At 66.0% G+C, this 14,839-nt stretch carries 15 protein-coding genes; 9 read left to right on the forward strand and 6 right to left on the reverse strand.

The features are described from left to right. The first annotated feature begins 13 nt into the window (after window positions 1-13). Window positions 14-1,342, forward strand: coding sequence for an ammonium transporter (locus tag ACGHN1_RS14795; protein ID WP_390551644.1), 1,329 nt, complete (start codon window positions 14-16; stop codon window positions 1,340-1,342). Between the two features lie 137 nt (window positions 1,343-1,479). Here ACGHN1_RS14795 and ACGHN1_RS14800 read toward each other — a convergent pair whose 3' ends face one another. The 3 genes from ACGHN1_RS14800 to ACGHN1_RS14810 are packed head-to-tail and all read right to left on the reverse strand — an operon-like array spanning window position 1,480 to window position 4,440. Further along, window positions 1,480-3,066, reverse strand: coding sequence for a GMC family oxidoreductase (locus tag ACGHN1_RS14800; protein ID WP_390551645.1), 1,587 nt, complete (start codon window positions 3,064-3,066; stop codon window positions 1,480-1,482). Between the two features lie 26 nt (window positions 3,067-3,092). Beyond that, window positions 3,093-4,031: a sterol desaturase family protein gene (locus ACGHN1_RS14805; protein WP_390551646.1), complete on the reverse strand. Its 939-nt coding sequence runs from the start codon at window positions 4,029-4,031 to the stop codon at window positions 3,093-3,095. Then, window positions 4,024-4,440 carry a hypothetical protein gene (locus ACGHN1_RS14810; RefSeq protein ID WP_390551647.1) on the reverse strand — a complete coding sequence of 139 codons (417 nt, stop codon included), beginning with the start codon at window positions 4,438-4,440 and terminating at the stop codon, window positions 4,024-4,026. The genes ACGHN1_RS14805 and ACGHN1_RS14810 overlap by 8 nt, the downstream gene beginning before the upstream one ends. A 61-nt stretch (window positions 4,441-4,501) precedes the next feature. Between ACGHN1_RS14810 and ACGHN1_RS14815 the strand changes: the two genes are divergently transcribed. After that, complete coding sequence (locus tag ACGHN1_RS14815; protein ID WP_390551648.1) at window positions 4,502-5,923, forward strand: amidohydrolase; 1,422 nt, start codon at window positions 4,502-4,504, stop codon at window positions 5,921-5,923. Window positions 5,924-5,929: 6 nt separating this feature from the next. On the opposite strand, the gene ACGHN1_RS14820 is transcribed toward ACGHN1_RS14815, so the two are convergent. Both ACGHN1_RS14820 and ACGHN1_RS14825 read right to left on the reverse strand, forming a co-directional pair. Next, complete coding sequence (locus ACGHN1_RS14820) at window positions 5,930-6,370, reverse strand: TIGR01244 family sulfur transferase (protein ID WP_390551649.1); 441 nt, start codon at window positions 6,368-6,370, stop codon at window positions 5,930-5,932. A 1-nt stretch (window position 6,371) separates the two neighbouring features. Beyond that, a complete protein-coding gene (locus tag ACGHN1_RS14825) occupies window positions 6,372-7,181 on the reverse strand; it encodes a TerC family protein (protein WP_390551650.1) in 810 nt (269 codons plus the stop codon). A gap of 249 nt (window positions 7,182-7,430) precedes the next feature. Here ACGHN1_RS14825 and ACGHN1_RS14830 point away from each other — a divergent pair, with 249 nt between their 5' ends. From ACGHN1_RS14830 to ACGHN1_RS14860, 7 genes are all read left to right on the forward strand, one after another. After that, window positions 7,431-8,186, forward strand: coding sequence for a cold-shock protein (locus ACGHN1_RS14830; protein WP_390551651.1), 756 nt, complete (start codon window positions 7,431-7,433; stop codon window positions 8,184-8,186). Window positions 8,187-8,317: 131 nt separating this feature from the next. Further along, window positions 8,318-9,511, forward strand: coding sequence for an aspartate aminotransferase family protein (locus tag ACGHN1_RS14835; protein WP_390551652.1), 1,194 nt, complete (start codon window positions 8,318-8,320; stop codon window positions 9,509-9,511). Continuing rightward, window positions 9,508-10,446 carry an ornithine carbamoyltransferase gene (gene argF, locus ACGHN1_RS14840; protein ID WP_390551653.1) on the forward strand — a complete coding sequence of 313 codons (939 nt, stop codon included), beginning with the start codon at window positions 9,508-9,510 and terminating at the stop codon, window positions 10,444-10,446. Before ACGHN1_RS14835 ends, argF begins: the two co-directional genes overlap by 4 nt. Window positions 10,447-10,505: 59 nt before the next feature. Further along, a complete protein-coding gene (locus ACGHN1_RS14845; RefSeq protein WP_390551654.1) occupies window positions 10,506-11,408 on the forward strand; it encodes an Hsp33 family molecular chaperone HslO in 903 nt (300 codons plus the stop codon). Window positions 11,409-11,501: 93 nt separating this feature from the next. Continuing rightward, the gene (locus ACGHN1_RS14850) at window positions 11,502-11,909 is read left to right on the forward strand and encodes a hypothetical protein (protein WP_390551655.1); all 408 of its coding nucleotides are present in this window, start codon (window positions 11,502-11,504) and stop codon (window positions 11,907-11,909) included. 59 nt (window positions 11,910-11,968) lie between these two features. Further along, window positions 11,969-12,664, forward strand: a complete 696-nt coding sequence (gene queC, locus ACGHN1_RS14855; protein WP_390551656.1) for a 7-cyano-7-deazaguanine synthase QueC — start codon at window positions 11,969-11,971, stop codon at window positions 12,662-12,664. A 19-nt stretch (window positions 12,665-12,683) separates the two neighbouring features. Then, window positions 12,684-14,270 carry a spinster family MFS transporter gene (locus ACGHN1_RS14860; RefSeq protein WP_390551657.1) on the forward strand — a complete coding sequence of 529 codons (1,587 nt, stop codon included), beginning with the start codon at window positions 12,684-12,686 and terminating at the stop codon, window positions 14,268-14,270. Here the strand turns inward: ACGHN1_RS14860 and ACGHN1_RS14865 are convergent. Further along, on the reverse strand, window positions 14,271-14,839 hold a 569-nt coding region (locus ACGHN1_RS14865), incomplete at its 5' end, for a superoxide dismutase family protein (RefSeq protein WP_390551658.1).

Genomic DNA, 14,839 nt, shown 5'->3' on the forward strand with positions numbered 1-14,839 from the left:
CAGGAGGGACATCATGACACTCACGAAATTCGCCTCCGGCCTCTCGGCCGCGACCCTTTCCTTGATCGCCGCATCGGCCGCCCATGCGCAGGAGGCCGCGGAAGCCGCCGCCGCGGTTCCCAATCCGGGCAACAACGCCTGGATGATGACCGCGACCGTGCTCGTCCTTTTGATGATCCTGCCGGGGCTGGCGCTGTTCTACGGGGGCTTGACCCGCTCGAAGAACATGCTCTCGACCATCACGCAGGTGGGCGGCGCGGCCTGCCTCGCCATGCTGATCTGGGTCATGTGGGGCTACGGCACCGCTTTCGGACCGGAGGGCAACGCGTTCTTCAGCTGGGGCAACTACTTCCTTTCCGCAGTCACCACCGACAGCACCGCCGCGACCTTCAGCGACGAGGTGATCAGCGAATACGTCTTCGTCAGTTTCCAGATGACCTTTGCCGCGATCACCGCCGCGCTGGTCCTCGGCGCAACGGTGGAGCGGCTGAAATTCTCCGCCGCGATGCTGTTCACCGCGATCTGGCTGACGATCGTCTATTTCCCCATCGCGCACATGGTCTGGGCCGGCGGCGGGCTGCTGTTCGAAATGGGCGCACTCGATTTCGCCGGTGGCACCGTCGTACACATCAATGCCGGCGTCTCGGCGCTGGTGCTGGCGATGTTCCTCGGCAAGCGTCACGGCTATCCGGCCGAGCCCATGCCGCCGCACAGCCTGACGCTGACGCTGGTCGGCGCCGGCCTGCTGTGGGTGGGCTGGTTCGGCTTCAACGCCGGGTCCGAGCTCGAGGCCGACGGCACCGCGGGTCTCGCGATGATCAACACCTTCGTCGCCACGGCGGCCGGTGCGCTGGCGTGGATGCTGATGGAGCGTATGGCCGGTCACAAGGGATCGGCTCTGGGCTTTGCCTCTGGCATCATCGCCGGTCTCGTCGCGGTGACCCCGGCGGCGGGCAACAGCGGCCCCTTCGGCGCCATCGTGCTCGGCTTCATCGCCTCGATCGTCGCCTATTTCGCGGTCGCCAAGCTCAAGGGCAAACTCGGCTACGACGATTCGCTCGACGTCTTCGGCATTCACGGAGTTGCCGGGATCGTCGGAGCGATCGGCACCGGCATCGTCTATTCGCCGGCGCTCGGCGGGCCCGGCGACGCCGCGGAATACGTCATGGGCGCGCAGGTCACGACGCAGATCATCGCCGTTCTGGTGGCGATCGTCTGGGCCGCGGTCGGCACCGCCATCGCCGCCGTCGTGACCAAGCTCCTCACCGGTCTAAGGGTTTCCGAAGAAATCGAGCGCGAAGGCCTCGACATCGGCGAGCACGGGGAGCGCGCCTACAACTGATCGATCACTCACCGAATTGGCGGGACCGGAGGCACCTCTCTCTCCTCTCCCCTCCGGCCCCGCCAACCCATGTTCCTCCTGCGAACACAAGCCTAGTAGGGCCGGAGTTCATTCTCCGGCCCGCTTTTTCATAAGGCTCAGCTGGCCAGCGTCTGGGCGACGAAATCGGCGCAGCGTTCGCCGATCATGATGCTGGGAGCATTGGTGTTGCCTGAGACCAGGCGCGGCATCACGCTGGCATCGGCAATCCACAAACCGTCGAGCCCGCGCGCCTTGAGGGTCGGATCGACCACGCTGTCCTCGTCGCCGCCCATGCGGCAGGTGCCGACGGGGTGATAGACCGTGTCGGCGCGGTTGCGGATCAACTCGTCGAGTTCGGTATCGTTGTCGAGGTTCACAGGATAGCGATCCTTGGGGCCGTAGACCTGCATCGCCGGCGATCCGACGATGCGGTGCGACAGTCGCACCCCGCGCCGCAGCACCGCCATATCCCGCTCGTCGTCGAGGAAGTTGGGATCGATCACGGGGGCGCTCGTGGCATCGCGGTCCGCCAGGCGAACCGTACCCCGGCTCTCGGGCCGCAGCACGCAGGCGTGGAGCGAGAAGCCGTGACCTTTCACCTTCTCGCGCCCGTGATCCTCGAGCATGGCGGGCACGAAATGCCACTGGACGTCGGGCGCGGGGGCATCGTCCATCACGGTCCAGAACCCGCCCGCCTCGGCAAAGGGAGTGGTCATGATTCCGGTCCGGCGGCGGCGATGCTCGATCAGCGCCTTGGCCATGCGCACCGTGCCGGTCAGGCTGTCGCCGAAGAAACCCTTGTCCTCGGTCTCCCAGCTCGAGACGTAGTCGATGTGATCCTGAAGATCGTCGCCGACGGCGGACCGGTCAACCTTCACCGAGATGCCGTGTTCCGCCAGATGCGCACCGGGCCCCACGCCCGAGAGCATCAGAATCTGGGGCGAGTTGAAGGCGCCGGCCGAAAGCACCACGCCGCCGCGGGCACGGACGGTCCGTTCCCGCCCGCCGACTGCATAAGTGACGCCGGTCGCGCGGCCGTCCTCGATCTCGATCCGCTGGACGGTGACGCCGATCCGCACGTCGAGGTTCCTCGACTTCCGCAGCGGTTCGACATAGGCCCGCGCCGCGGACCAGCGCTCGCCATCCTTCTGCGTCACCTGATACATGCCGAATCCGGCTTGGTTGGCGCCGTTGAAATCGCGGTTTCGGGGCAGCTGGAGCTGGGCGGCGGCCTCGACGAAGGCCAGGCTGCCCGGGTTGGCGTATTTCTGGTCGGTTACGAAGAGCGGTCCCTCGCCGCCATGGTATTCGCCAGGCCCCCGCTCGTTGTGTTCGGCGCGTTTGAAATAGGGGAGCACGTCGTCATAGGCCCAGCCGGTGCAGCCTAGGCGCGCCCAATTGTCGTAGTCCCAGGCATTGCCGCGGATGTAGATCATCGCGTTGATGGCCGAGGAGCCGCCGAGACCCTTGCCTCGCGGCTGATAGCCGACGCGGCCGTTGAGGCCCTTCTGCGGCACGGTCTCGAAGCGGTAGTTGATCTTCTCGTTGCCGAAGGCGAGCATCGCCGGGATCGTCACCCGGAAACCGTCGTTGCGCCCTCCCGCCTCGAGCAGGCACACCCGGTGCCCGGCCTGCGCCAGCCGTCCGGCCGCGGCACTGCCGCCGCTGCCCCCGCCGATGACGACGATATCGAATTCATCCATCGCGAACCTCTCCTCCGCCGAGGAGGTTATGCGGCCTCGCGGGGTTCCGCAATCGGGTTTTCGGACGCAACCGATCCGTCCCCGGCCGCGGTCCGCTCCTGCCAGCGCGCGCGGATTTGGTCGGACGTCTCGCGGCTGCCGTCGTGCGTCCAGCCGGGTTCGCGCAGGAGATAGGAGAGCTTGTGCCGCCACGGCGCGCGCCACATGTCCTGGGCGATGCCGATCCATTCGTGGAACACCGCCCACAGCAGGTTGAAGCTGCCGAGCTGCTTGACGATGCCGTAGCGGATCTTCTCGTCCTTCGTTTCGGGTTCGAACGTGCCGAACATCTTGTCCCAGACGATGAAGACGCCGGCGTAGTTGCGATCGAGATAGCGGGGATTGGTGGCGTGGTGGACGCGGTGATGGCTCGGCGTGTTCATCACCGCCTCGAACCAGCGCGGCAAGCGGTCGATCGCCTCGGTGTGAATCCAGAACTGGTAGATCAGGTTGAAGCCGCCGCAAATCGCGATCATCGCCGGGTGGAAGCCGAGCAGCACCAGCGGCAGCGCAAAGACGAAGCCCAATGTCAGGAAGCCGGTCCAGGTCTGCCTGAGCGCGGTCGAGAGATTGTAGTGCTGGCTCGAATGGTGGTTCACATGGCTCGCCCAGAACCAGCGCACCCGGTGGCCGAAACGGTGGACCCAGTAATATTTGAGATCGTCGAGCACGAAACACAGCGGCCAGGCCCACCAGGCCCAGCCGATGTCGAACAGCCGGTATTCCCAGACGCCGAGATAGAGCAGGAAGAAGAGCCCGCCGAACAGCAGGCCGGCAACCGTGCTGCCGAGCCCGAATGCGAGACTGGTGAGCGTGTCCTTCGCCTCGTAGGCGTGCGGGTTCTTCCGCCAGGCCCAGATCATCTCGATCAGGACCAGCGCGACGAAGCCGGGCACGGCATATTCGGTGGGCGAGAAGTCAGGCATCGCGACCCATCTTTAGCTCATCGATCCGCCCGGCCCAAGCCGAAGCGTTGTCGATCTCGAACGTTGCGCAGCCGAAGCGTCTCTCCCCGGTGTCGACGATCAGGCGGTCGCCGTCGATCCGGGCACGGGCCCGCGACGTGAGCACCCTTCCGACCACATGGGTGCCGTGAAGTCGCAGCAGCATGATGTTGCCCCCGGCATCGTGCAACACTGCGCCCCGGCCGTGGCGGTCCAGCGTCACCGCCACCGGGTCGAATCCATCGGCGACCTCGCGCGCCGCGTCGCGCGCCGCGTTCTCGTCCTGCAACAGCCGGTCGGGACCGAGCTTCAGCCGCCGGGCGATCGCCGCGAGAACCAGGATCGCTGCCAGCGAACCGAGGAACTGAAGGAGAACCGGCGGAATTTCCATGCCCCGATGGATTGGCATGAGGACCTGCATCGGGCAAGCTGGCATCGACAGGAGGATTGCGATGAAGCGGATGACGGTTTGGGCCGGGCTGGCTCTCTTGGCGAGCGCGCCGGTGCAGGCGCAGGAAGGCGATCCGATCGCCAGGGTCGAGGCCGAGCAGGAGCGCACCCAGAGGGTCGCACGTGAAATCTGGGAACTGGCCGAGCTGGGCTATCAGGAAACCCGGTCGAGCGGCCTCCTGATGGAGGAACTGGAAGGGGCGGGCTTTTCGATCCGCCCGGGCGTCGCCGACATCCCCACCGCCTTCGTCGCGGAATGGGGCAGCGGCGGACCGGTCATCGGCCTGCTGGCCGAATTCGACGCCTTGCCGGGGATCACCCAATCGACAGCCCCGACCCGCGATCCCGTGGATGGCGAGCATGCCGGCCACGCTTGCGGGCACAACCTCTTCGGCGCCGGATCGCTGACCGCGGCCATCGCCATTCGCAACTGGCTGGAAGCGACAGGCACGCCGGGGCGGGTGCGGCTTTACGGCACCCCCGCCGAAGAGGGCGGATCCGGCAAGGTCTACATGGCCCGCGCGGGCCTGTTCGACGATGCCGATTTCGTCATCGACTGGCACCCCTCCGACCGCAATTCCGCCGCATCGCGCAAAACGCTGGCCAACCGCTCGGCCAAGTTCCGTTTCCGCGGCATCTCGGCCCATGCCGCCGGTGCGCCCGAACGGGGGCGCAGTGCGCTCGACGGGGTCGAGGCGATGAACATGATGGTCAACATGCTGCGCGAGCACACCAGCATGGACACCCGCATCCACTACGTCATCACCGAGGGCGGCGCGGCGCCCAACGTGGTGCCGGACTTCGCCGAGGTCTTCTATTACGCGCGCCATTCCGATGCGGACGAGGTCCGGGCGCTGTGGCCGCGGATCGAGGCGGCGGCGAAGGGCGCGGCGATGGGGACCGGGACCGAAGTCGACTGGGAGATCATCCACGGCAACAATCCGACCCTGCCGCTCGAATCGCTTCAGAGGATGATGGACGGCAAGCTGCGCCAGCTCGAACCGATCGCCTACTCGCCCGAGGAACTCACATGGGCGCGCACCATAGGCGGGAGCTTCGGCGAGGAAGCTCCGGAACAGGCGCAAGCCTACGAGGTCCAGCCGTGGGAGGTGATCACCGGCTACGGGTCGACCGATGTCGGCGATGTCTCGCGCGCGGTGCCCACGGTCAGCCTCAACACCGCGACCTGGGTGCCCGGAACGGCGGCGCACAGCTGGCAGGCGGTGGCGGCGAGCGGCCACAGCTACGGCACCAAGGGCACGCAGTTCGCCGCCAAGGCCATGGTCCTTGCCGCGATCGAACTCTACACCAATCCGCAGTTGCGCGAGACCGCCGAGGCGGAGTTCGCCGCGGCGCTCGGCGAGGACTACGTCTACGAATCGCTGCTCGGCGACCGCGCTCCGCCGCTCGATTATCGCAACTGAGCGAGCCTAGCCGGCGGACTTGCCCGCCAGCATGTCCATGGCCGGGCGAACCGGTCCGACGTCGTACCCTGCCTCGGCGGCGTCGCGGGCGATATCCTCGGGGTCGCGCCCGCGCTTCGCCTCGGCCAGCGCCCACAGCAGGGTCGATCGGGTGCCCGAGCGGCAGAAAGCGAGGACCGGGCCCGCTGCGCTGTCCAGCGCATCGCGCATGGCATCGACCTGCGGCTGCGAGAAGCCCGTCGATCCGATCGGGATCGCCCGATAGGCGATGCCGGCTGCGCGCGCGGCCGCTTCGATGTCGGCACCAGCGGCCTGCCCGGGTTCCTCGCCGTCGGGCCGGTTGTTGACGATCAGGGTGACGCCTTCTTCAAGCGCCCGTGCGACGTCGGCGACCCCGAACTGACCCGTGACCACGAGGCCGGGCGCCAGCGGTTTGGGCTCGATCACCTCAAGCGCTCCGCGTGGCGGCGGTCTTGGCGCGGCGCGTGCGCTGCGCCATGTTGAGCAATTCCACCCCGACCGAGAAGCCCATCGCGGCGTAGATATAGCCCTTGGGCACGTGGAAGCCGAAACCGTCGGCGATCAGCACCAGGCCGATCATCACCAGGAAGGCGAGCGCCAGCATTACCAGCGTCGGGTTCTTCTCGATGAAGCGCGCCAGCGGATCGGCGGCGACCATCATCACGCCCACGGTGATGACGACCGCGGCGACCATGATCGGGATTTCGTCGGTCATGCCCACCGCGGTGAGGATCGAATCGACCGAGAAGACGAGATCGATGGCGATGATCTGCAGGATCACCCCGCCGAAGGTCGCGGTGGCGGCGGCGGCCACGTTCGGGGTCTTGTCGAGCAGATCGCCCGAATTGTCCGCCGGCTCCATCGAATGATGGATTTCCTTCGTCGCCTTCCACAGCAGGAACAGTCCGCCGGCGAGGAGGATGAGGTCGCGGCCGGAGAACGCCGTTTCGAAGGTCGGTTCGCCGCTGTATTCGCTGGGGGCGCCCTGCAGCCCGAGATCGAACAGCGGTGCCTGAAGCGTGACGATCCATCCGATCAGCATCAGCAGCCCGATTCGCATGATCAGCGCCAGCGACAGGCCGATCCGGCGCGCGCGCTGCTGCTGGTGCTCGGGCAGCTTGTTGGACAGAATCGCGATGAAGATGAGGTTGTCGATACCGAGGACGACCTCGAGCGCAATCAGGGTCAGCAGGGCCAGCCAGGCAGCCGGATCGGTCAGGAGAGCCATGATATCCATGCCGGCGCTATTGCCCAAACCGCACGCGCTGGGCAAGCGGCTTGCGCGCGAACGAAAATGTCACAAATTGGGTCTACCACGCGCAAATCCGCTAAATCGTTCGCTTGCGGGCGAAATTGCGCTATGGCGGGATTTCCAAGGGGCGGGTCCGGCGAGTCTGCCGCAGCCCGTTCGCGCCGGCACGCACTGCTGCCTTCGGTCCGGCGCACGAGAAGCGAAGGGGCGGCGCGACAGGGTATTTGATAGATTATGGGTTATGACAAGGGCCGCCGTCGGGGACGCGACAAGCGCGACGGCATCGGGGAAGACAATTTCTACGGCGGGCCGCCCGAAGGCTTCGCACCGCAGGGGGATTACGGCGGCGGCGGCTACGGCAACGACCGCGGCGGGTTCAACAATGATCGTGGCGGCTTCGGCGGCGGCGATCGCGGCGGCTTCCGCAGTGGCGGCGGTGGCGGCGGTGGTTTCCGTGGCGGCGGTGGCGGGGGCGGCGGTCCTCGCGGCGGCGGCATGCCCGCGCAGGTCGTTGGCACCGGCAAGGGAACGGTCAAGTTCTTCAACGCCCAAAAGGGCTTCGGCTTCATCCAGCAGGATGGCGGCGGTGAGGACGTGTTCGTCCATATCAGCGCCGTCGAGCGGGCCGGCCTCGAAGGGCTCGGCGAAGGGCAGGAGCTCGAGTTCAATCTGGTGGATCGCGGCGGCAAGGTCTCGGCGCAGGATCTCCAGGTCGTCGGCGACGTGGTACCGGCCGGCAATGCCGGCGGCCCGCCCAAGCGCGAACTGACCGGCGAGAAGGCCACAGGGACGGTCAAGTTCTTCAACTCCATGAAGGGCTTCGGCTTCCTCGCCCGCGACGATGGGCAGCCCGATGCTTTCGTCCATATCAGTGCGGTCGAGCGTTCGGGCCTGTCGCAGATCAACGAGGGCGAGCGCTACAGCTTCGATCTCGAGGTCGACCGACGAGGCAAGCATTCGGCCGTCAATTTGGTGCCCGCCGCCGAATAGGCCGGGCCCCGCACCGCCCATGGTTTGACCCGCAGGGCGGCGCGCAATAGAGCGACGGTCACGTCACGAGAATGGCGGTTCCCTGTGATGGGGGCCGCCATTTGCGTTTGTTTCCGCCGAACGGAGGTTCCATGTCGATTTCGCCACTCATGCCCGTCTATCCGCGCTGCGACGTGCGCCCGGTCGAGGGCGATCATTGCCATCTGATCGACGAAGACGGCACGCGTTACCTCGACTTCGCCAGCGGCATCGCGGTCAACCTCCTCGGCCATTCGCATCCCGGCCTCATCGGTGCGATCCAGCGCCAGGCCGAAAAGCTGATGCATGTCTCCAACCTCTACGGCAGCCCGCAGGGCGAGCGCCTGGCACAGACGATCGTCGACGCCACCTTCGCCGATACGGTGTTCTTCACCAATTCGGGGGCCGAGGCGGTCGAGACCGCGATCAAGACCGCGCGCGCCTATCACCAGCACGAGGATGGCGATTCGCAGCGCACCGAACTGATCACCTTCACCAATGCCTTCCACGGGCGGACCATGGCGACGATCAGCGCCTCCAATCAGGAAAAGATGCACAAGGGTTTCCAGCCGCTGCTTCCCGGCTTCGTCTATTGCGAATTCGACGATCTCGAAGCGGCGAAGGGGCTGGTCGGGCCCAAGACCGCGGGCTTCCTGGTCGAGCCGATCCAGGGCGAGGGGGGGATTCGCCCGGCCAGCCAGGAATTCATGTCCGGCCTGCGCGCAGTGTGCGACGAACACGATCTGATGCTCGTGCTCGACGAGGTCCAGTGCGGCATGGCCCGCACCGGCAAGCTCTATGCCCACGAGCACTACGGGATCGAGCCCGATGTGCTCGCCACCGCCAAGGGGATCGGCGGCGGCTTCCCCCTCGGCGCCTGCCTCGCCACCGAGAAGGCGGCGCGCGGCATGGGGTTCGGCAGCCACGGTTCGACCTATGGCGGCAACCCGCTGGCAATGGCCGCCGGGCAGGCGGTCATGGACACCGTGGCGAATGAGGATTTCCTCGGCGAGGTTGCCGCGAAGGGGGAGCGGCTGCGCAGCCGCCTCGAACAGTTCATCGGCAATTACCCCGACCTGTTCGATTGCGTGCGGGGCAAGGGGCTGATGCTCGGGCTTCGCATGAAGGTCGAGAGTCGCCCCTTCTTCGTGCATCTGCGGGACAACCACCAGCTGCTCACCGTGGCGGCGGGCGATCAGACGCTGCGTATCCTCCCGCCGCTGGTGGCGGGCGACGCCGAGTTCGACGAATTCTTCGACAGGCTTTCCGCCGGCGCGGCGAGCTTCTCCATCCCGGACGCCGCATGACGCGTCATTTCCTCGATCTCGCCGATGCCGGCGGGGACGCGATCGCCGCGATGCTCGCCGATGCTCAGGATCGCAAGGTCACGCGGGTCGATGGTTTGGGGGCATGGCCCAAGGGCAGGCCCGACGCCGACGCGCCGCTTGCCGGCCATGTCCTTGGCATGATCTTCGAGAAGAATTCGACCCGTACCCGGGTGAGCTTCGACATCGGCATGCGCCAGCTCGGCGGGACTTCGGTGATCCTCGATGCCGGCACCAGCCAGCTCGGGCGGGGCGAGAGCGTGGCGGACACCGCGCGCGTGCTCAGCCGGATGGTCGATTGCATCATGATCCGCACCGACGATCACGCCAAGGCCGAGGAACTGGCCCGCCATGCCAGCGTGCCGGTGATCAACGGCCTGACCGACCGCTCGCATCCCTGCCAGATCGTCGCCGACCTTCTGACGATGGTAGAGCACGGAAAGGCCCTGCCCGGTCTCGAGCTCGCCTGGCTCGGCGATGGCAACAACGTCCTCCATTCGATTCTCGAGGCGGCGGGAATCTTCCGCTTCAACGTGCGCATCGGGACACCCCCCGGTTACGAGCCGGACGCCGAATTCGTCGAGATGGCGCGAACGGGGGGAGCGAACGTCACGATGACGCATGATGCCGCCGAGGCGGCGCGGGATGCGGACATCATCGTCACCGATACCTGGGTCTCGATGGGGCAGGATCACGCCGAGGACAAACTTGCCGCGATGGAGCCATTCCGCGTGGACGAAAAATTGATGGGGCTATCCAAGCCCGATGCAAAGTTCCTCCACTGCCTCCCTGCCCACGTCGGCGACGAAGTCAGCGAAGCGGTTTTCGAGGGGCCGCAGTCCGTCGTCTTCGACGAGGCGGAGAACCGCATCCACGCACAGAAATCGATCCTGCTGTGGTGTTTCGGCCTGCTCTGACACGCGGCTCTGGGGACGGCGGGGTTACCAATTCCGGACCCCGCCCCCATATTCGCCGAATGACCGACCATCCCGCCCCGGCGGAAACCTATTCCGGACGCATTCTCGGCTTCACCATCCCCGCCCGCGACGTGCGCGGGCGCATGGTGCGTCTCGACAGCGTTCTCGACGATATTCTCGCCGCGCACGACTATCCGCCGTCGATCACCCATCTGCTCGCCGAAGCGCTTGTGCTTACCGCGCTGGCCGGCTCGCTCCTCAAGGAGGATGGGGCGCAGATTACCATGCAGGCGCAGACCGAGAACGGGCCGGTGCGCCTACTGGTTTGCGATTGCAAGAACGGGGCCCTGCGCGGCTATGCCGATTTCGACGCCGCGCGCCTGGCCGAACTCGGTGCCAATCCGTCGCTGTTCGGACTGTTCGGAAAGGGCCATCTGGCCCTGACCTTCGATCTTCCGGAAGGGCGCGGGCGCTATCAGGGCATTGTCCCGCTGGAAGGCGACAGCCTGGGCGAGGCATTCCAGAACTATTTCGTCCAGTCCGAACAGGTGCCGACCCTGATCCGGACCGCCGTCAGTTCGGGGCCGAAAGGGTGTCGCGCCGCCGGTATGCTGGTCCAGCATTTTCCCGATGGGGAGGAAGGGCGCGAGCGCTTGCACGTCCGGCTCGATCATCCCGAATGGGAGCATGTCGCGGTGCTGGCAGGCTCGATTCGGCACGAGGAGCTGCTCGATACCGGTCTCTCGCTCGATGCTCTCGTGTGGCGGCTGTTCCACGAGGAGGACGAGGTCAGGGTCCTGCACGGCGCGGAGCTTTCGCGCGGATGCCGGTGCTCGGTGGAACATTATGAGCAGGTTCTGGCGCGCTTCCCTGAGGAAGAGCGGGTCGAGATGCGCGACGAGAACGGAATGATCGTGGTCGATTGCGCATTCTGCTCGCGGGCATTTCCGATCAGCCTGTAACGGGGTTTGTACGTTAAATTCTGGTCTGGCCTCGTGTATGATTGGTCGAATCGCGGGCGCATCGATCGGTTGGTTTTTGCAAGGATGTGAGTGATGTCGCGGTTGAAGTTTCTTCGCAGGGCATTTGGTACGGGGGTCGCCGCCTCGCTGGTCGCTCTCGGCCTCCCGGCCGTGGCGCAGGGATCCTTGGCAATGCTCTCCAAGCTCGAAAAAGGCGGTTGGGAGCTGCGCTTCCGCGACGGGGCCGGAACGCGCCGGGTCTGTGTTCGCGACGGCAGCGAGCTTATCCAGATCCGTCATCGAGGATCGTGCAACCGCTTCGTGGTGGAGGATGGATCCGATACGGTGACCGTCCAGTACACCTGCCGCGGAAACGGTTACGGCCGCACCAGCATAAGGCGCGAGACCGCCAGCCTGGTTCAGATCGAGAGCCAGGGGATCGAAGGCGGGCGCCCCTTCAGCATCTCCGCCGAAGCGCGCCGCACCGGCGCTTGCAGCTGATCGGAACCGGAATCGGCGTCACGCTTGCGGCGCAACCGCTTCCTGTCTAGCCGGGCGCCGTGTCCGAGCGCAATCGACCCTCTTCCGATCCCGCGGTGATACTGCTTTCCGGCGGGCTCGATTCGATGGTCACGGCTGCCATTGCACGGGAGCGCGGTCATCGTCTCCACGCGCTGACGATCGACTACGGCCAGCGCCACGTGCGCGAACTGCAGTCGGCGCGCGCAATCGCGGAACGGCTCGGCCTCGAACGCCATGTCGAACTGCCGCTCGACCTTCGCCGCTTCGGCGGCTCGGCGCTGACCGACAATATCGACGTCCCCAAGTCAGGGGTCGGCGACGAAATCCCGGTGACCTACGTGCCGGCGCGCAATTTGGTGTTCCTCGCATTGACCACAGCCTTTGCCGAAAGCGTGGCTGCGCGGTCGATCTTCATCGGAGTCAACGCGCTGGACTATTCGGGTTACCCGGACTGCCGACCCGAATTCATCGCCAGCTTCGCAGAGACCGCGCGGCTCGGAACCCGGCAGGGCATCGAAGGACAACCCTTCCGCATCGAGACACCCTTGCAGCATATGACCAAGGCCGACATCGCCCGCGAATGCGTCCGCCTGGGCCTGGACCCCGCCTGGAGCTGGTCCTGTTACGATCCCGCGCCCGACGGCAAGGCCTGCGGATTGTGCGATTCCTGCCGCCTGCGGCGAAAAGGCTTTGCCGATGCAGGCTTGGCCGATACCACCGCCTACGCAGAATAACCTGCGGGTCGGGAGAGGATTGGCCGTGGTCGCATCAGCGCAGAACGAGGACGTACGCCCGGAGATCGCCGCGCAGAAGGTGCCGACCTACAGCTGGTACGCGCTCAGCGTCCTCGTGCTGGTCTACATGCTCAACTTCATCGACCGGAACATCCTGTCGATCCTCGCCAACGACATCAAGGCCGACCTTGGGCTCAGCGACGCGGATCTCGGCTTCCTTTACGGCACTGCCTTCGGCGTTTTCTATGCGCTGTTCGGCATTCCGCTGGGCCGGCTGGCCGACAGCTGGAACCGGACCCGGCTGATGACGCTCGGGCTCGCGCTGTGGTCGCTGATGACTGCGCTTTCGGGCTTCGCGCGCAGCGGTTTGCAGCTCAGCCTGGCGCGGATCGGTGTCGGCGTGGGCGAAGCGAGCGCAAGCCCTGCGGCCTATTCGCTGATCTCCGACTGGTTTCCCAAGAAGATGCGCGGCACCGCGCTCGCGATCTATTCGGCGGGGCTATACCTCGGCGGCGGCATTTCGCTGCTGATTGGCGGTCTCATCGTCGAGAATTGGAACGCGACCTATCCAGGCGGTGGCCCATTCGACCTGGTTGGATGGCAGGCTGCGTTTCTGGCGGTCGGTCTTCCCGGACTGCTGCTGGCAGTCTGGGTCTTCACCCTGCGCGAGCCGGTGCGCGGAGCCATCGAAGGGCTGCCCACGCCGAAGACGGAGCGTCCGTTCCGGGGTTTCGTGGCGGAGATGTTCGCAGTGATCCCGCCCTTTACCTTCATCTCGGCGGCACAACGTGGCGGCCGGGAGCTGTTCGTCAACATCGGCGCGGCCGTTGCCATCGGCGCGCTGTGCTGGTTCCTGGGCAGCCTGACCGACAATTTCCAGCAATGGGGCGCGATCGCGATCGGCTATTACGCGGTGTTTTCCTGGGCGAGATCGCTGCGCCATCGCGATCCGCCGACCTTCCGGCTGATCTGGGGTACGCCCGCCTTTCTCTACACGATCCTGGGCTACGGGATGGTCGCCTTCGCCTCCTATTCGGTGTCCTTCTGGGCCGCGCCCTATGCCGAACGCGTGCTCGGCGCGTCGAAATCGGTGCTCGGTTTCTGGATCGGCGGGGGCGGTGCGCTGGGCGGTTTCCTTGGCGTGATTCTCGGCGGACGCTTGTCCGACTGGCTCCGCGAACGCAATCCGGGCGGGCGGATTTTCGTGATTGCCTTCGGCGTTCTGGCTCCGGTCGTCCCGCTGATCATCGCCTTCACGACCGACAATGTGCCGCTCTATTATTTCCTGAACTTCCTGCTTTCGCTGTTCGGAAGTTCGGCGCTGGGTGCTGCCGCCGCCACGACGCAGGATCTGGTCCTGCCCCGCATGCGCGGCACGGCGACCGCGACTTTCTTCCTGTCGACGACGCTCGTCGGTCTGGCGCTGGGACCCTACATGGCAGGTCAGGTCTCGACCCTGACCCAGAATCTGTCCACCGGCGTGCTGTCGATGCTGATCGCCGCGCCGATCGGGAGCGTCCTGCTGTTTCTTGCTTACCGCACCGTGCCGGAGGCGGAGCGCACCCTCACGGAGCGCGCCCGCGCCGCCGGCGAACCGGACATCTGATCAACCTGTGGCGCGCATGACGCCGCAGGCAATGCGCGAGCCGGCGTCCCCAGACGGGTCGGTCCGGTAATCGTCGGGACCGGAATGGACCATGACCGATGTGCCGTCGGCATCGAAGATGCGGGCGATATCCATGTTGGTGTTCATGCCGACGCTCTGGCTGATCGTGACCATGCCCGAAGCCGGCACCGTGATGTTGTCGAGATCGCCCAGATGCTTGCCCTGCGGGTCGAGCTTCCCGTGGTCACGATCATAAGGATTGAGATGTCCACCCGCTGACTGGAAATCCGGGGCATCACACCGGCCGGTGGTGTGCAGATGGAAACCGTGCTCGCCAGCGGGCAGACCGCTGAGCGTTCCCGTCACCACCAGTTCGCCGGCGCTTTCCATGAGTCGGACCGTGCCAGCCGGCGTGCCATCGCTGCGCGTTACATCGGCGCTTCCCAGCACGTCGCTGCCGGTGTCGTCCATCGTGGCGCAGCCCGAAAGAGCGACGGCGATCAGCGAGATGGGGGCAAGAATTCGGGGTGTCATCGTGTCTCTCCGGTTATGACGTTCGATAACCCAAC

Source organism: Qipengyuania sp. MTN3-11 (genome assembly GCF_042851825.1).
Lineage (GTDB): Bacteria > Pseudomonadota > Alphaproteobacteria > Sphingomonadales > Sphingomonadaceae > Qipengyuania.

What these genes read in the sequence shown, in the direction of transcription:
- ACGHN1_RS14795 (WP_390551644.1), top strand. Translation starts at nt 14, where the DNA reads ATGACACTCACGAAATTCGCCTCCGGCCTCTCGGCCGCGACCCTTTCC.
- ACGHN1_RS14800 (WP_390551645.1), bottom strand. Translation starts at nt 3,066, where the DNA reads ATGGATGAATTCGATATCGTCGTCATCGGCGGGGGCAGCGGCGGCAGT.
- ACGHN1_RS14805 (WP_390551646.1), bottom strand. Translation starts at nt 4,031, where the DNA reads ATGCCTGACTTCTCGCCCACCGAATATGCCGTGCCCGGCTTCGTCGCG.
- ACGHN1_RS14810 (WP_390551647.1), bottom strand. Translation starts at nt 4,440, where the DNA reads ATGGAAATTCCGCCGGTTCTCCTTCAGTTCCTCGGTTCGCTGGCAGCG.
- ACGHN1_RS14815 (WP_390551648.1), top strand. Translation starts at nt 4,502, where the DNA reads ATGAAGCGGATGACGGTTTGGGCCGGGCTGGCTCTCTTGGCGAGCGCG.
- ACGHN1_RS14825 (WP_390551650.1), bottom strand. Translation starts at nt 7,181, where the DNA reads ATGGATATCATGGCTCTCCTGACCGATCCGGCTGCCTGGCTGGCCCTG.
- ACGHN1_RS14830 (WP_390551651.1), top strand. Translation starts at nt 7,431, where the DNA reads ATGGGTTATGACAAGGGCCGCCGTCGGGGACGCGACAAGCGCGACGGC.
- ACGHN1_RS14835 (WP_390551652.1), top strand. Translation starts at nt 8,318, where the DNA reads ATGTCGATTTCGCCACTCATGCCCGTCTATCCGCGCTGCGACGTGCGC.
- argF (WP_390551653.1), top strand. Translation starts at nt 9,508, where the DNA reads ATGACGCGTCATTTCCTCGATCTCGCCGATGCCGGCGGGGACGCGATC.
- ACGHN1_RS14845 (WP_390551654.1), top strand. Translation starts at nt 10,506, where the DNA reads ATGACCGACCATCCCGCCCCGGCGGAAACCTATTCCGGACGCATTCTC.
- ACGHN1_RS14850 (WP_390551655.1), top strand. Translation starts at nt 11,502, where the DNA reads ATGTCGCGGTTGAAGTTTCTTCGCAGGGCATTTGGTACGGGGGTCGCC.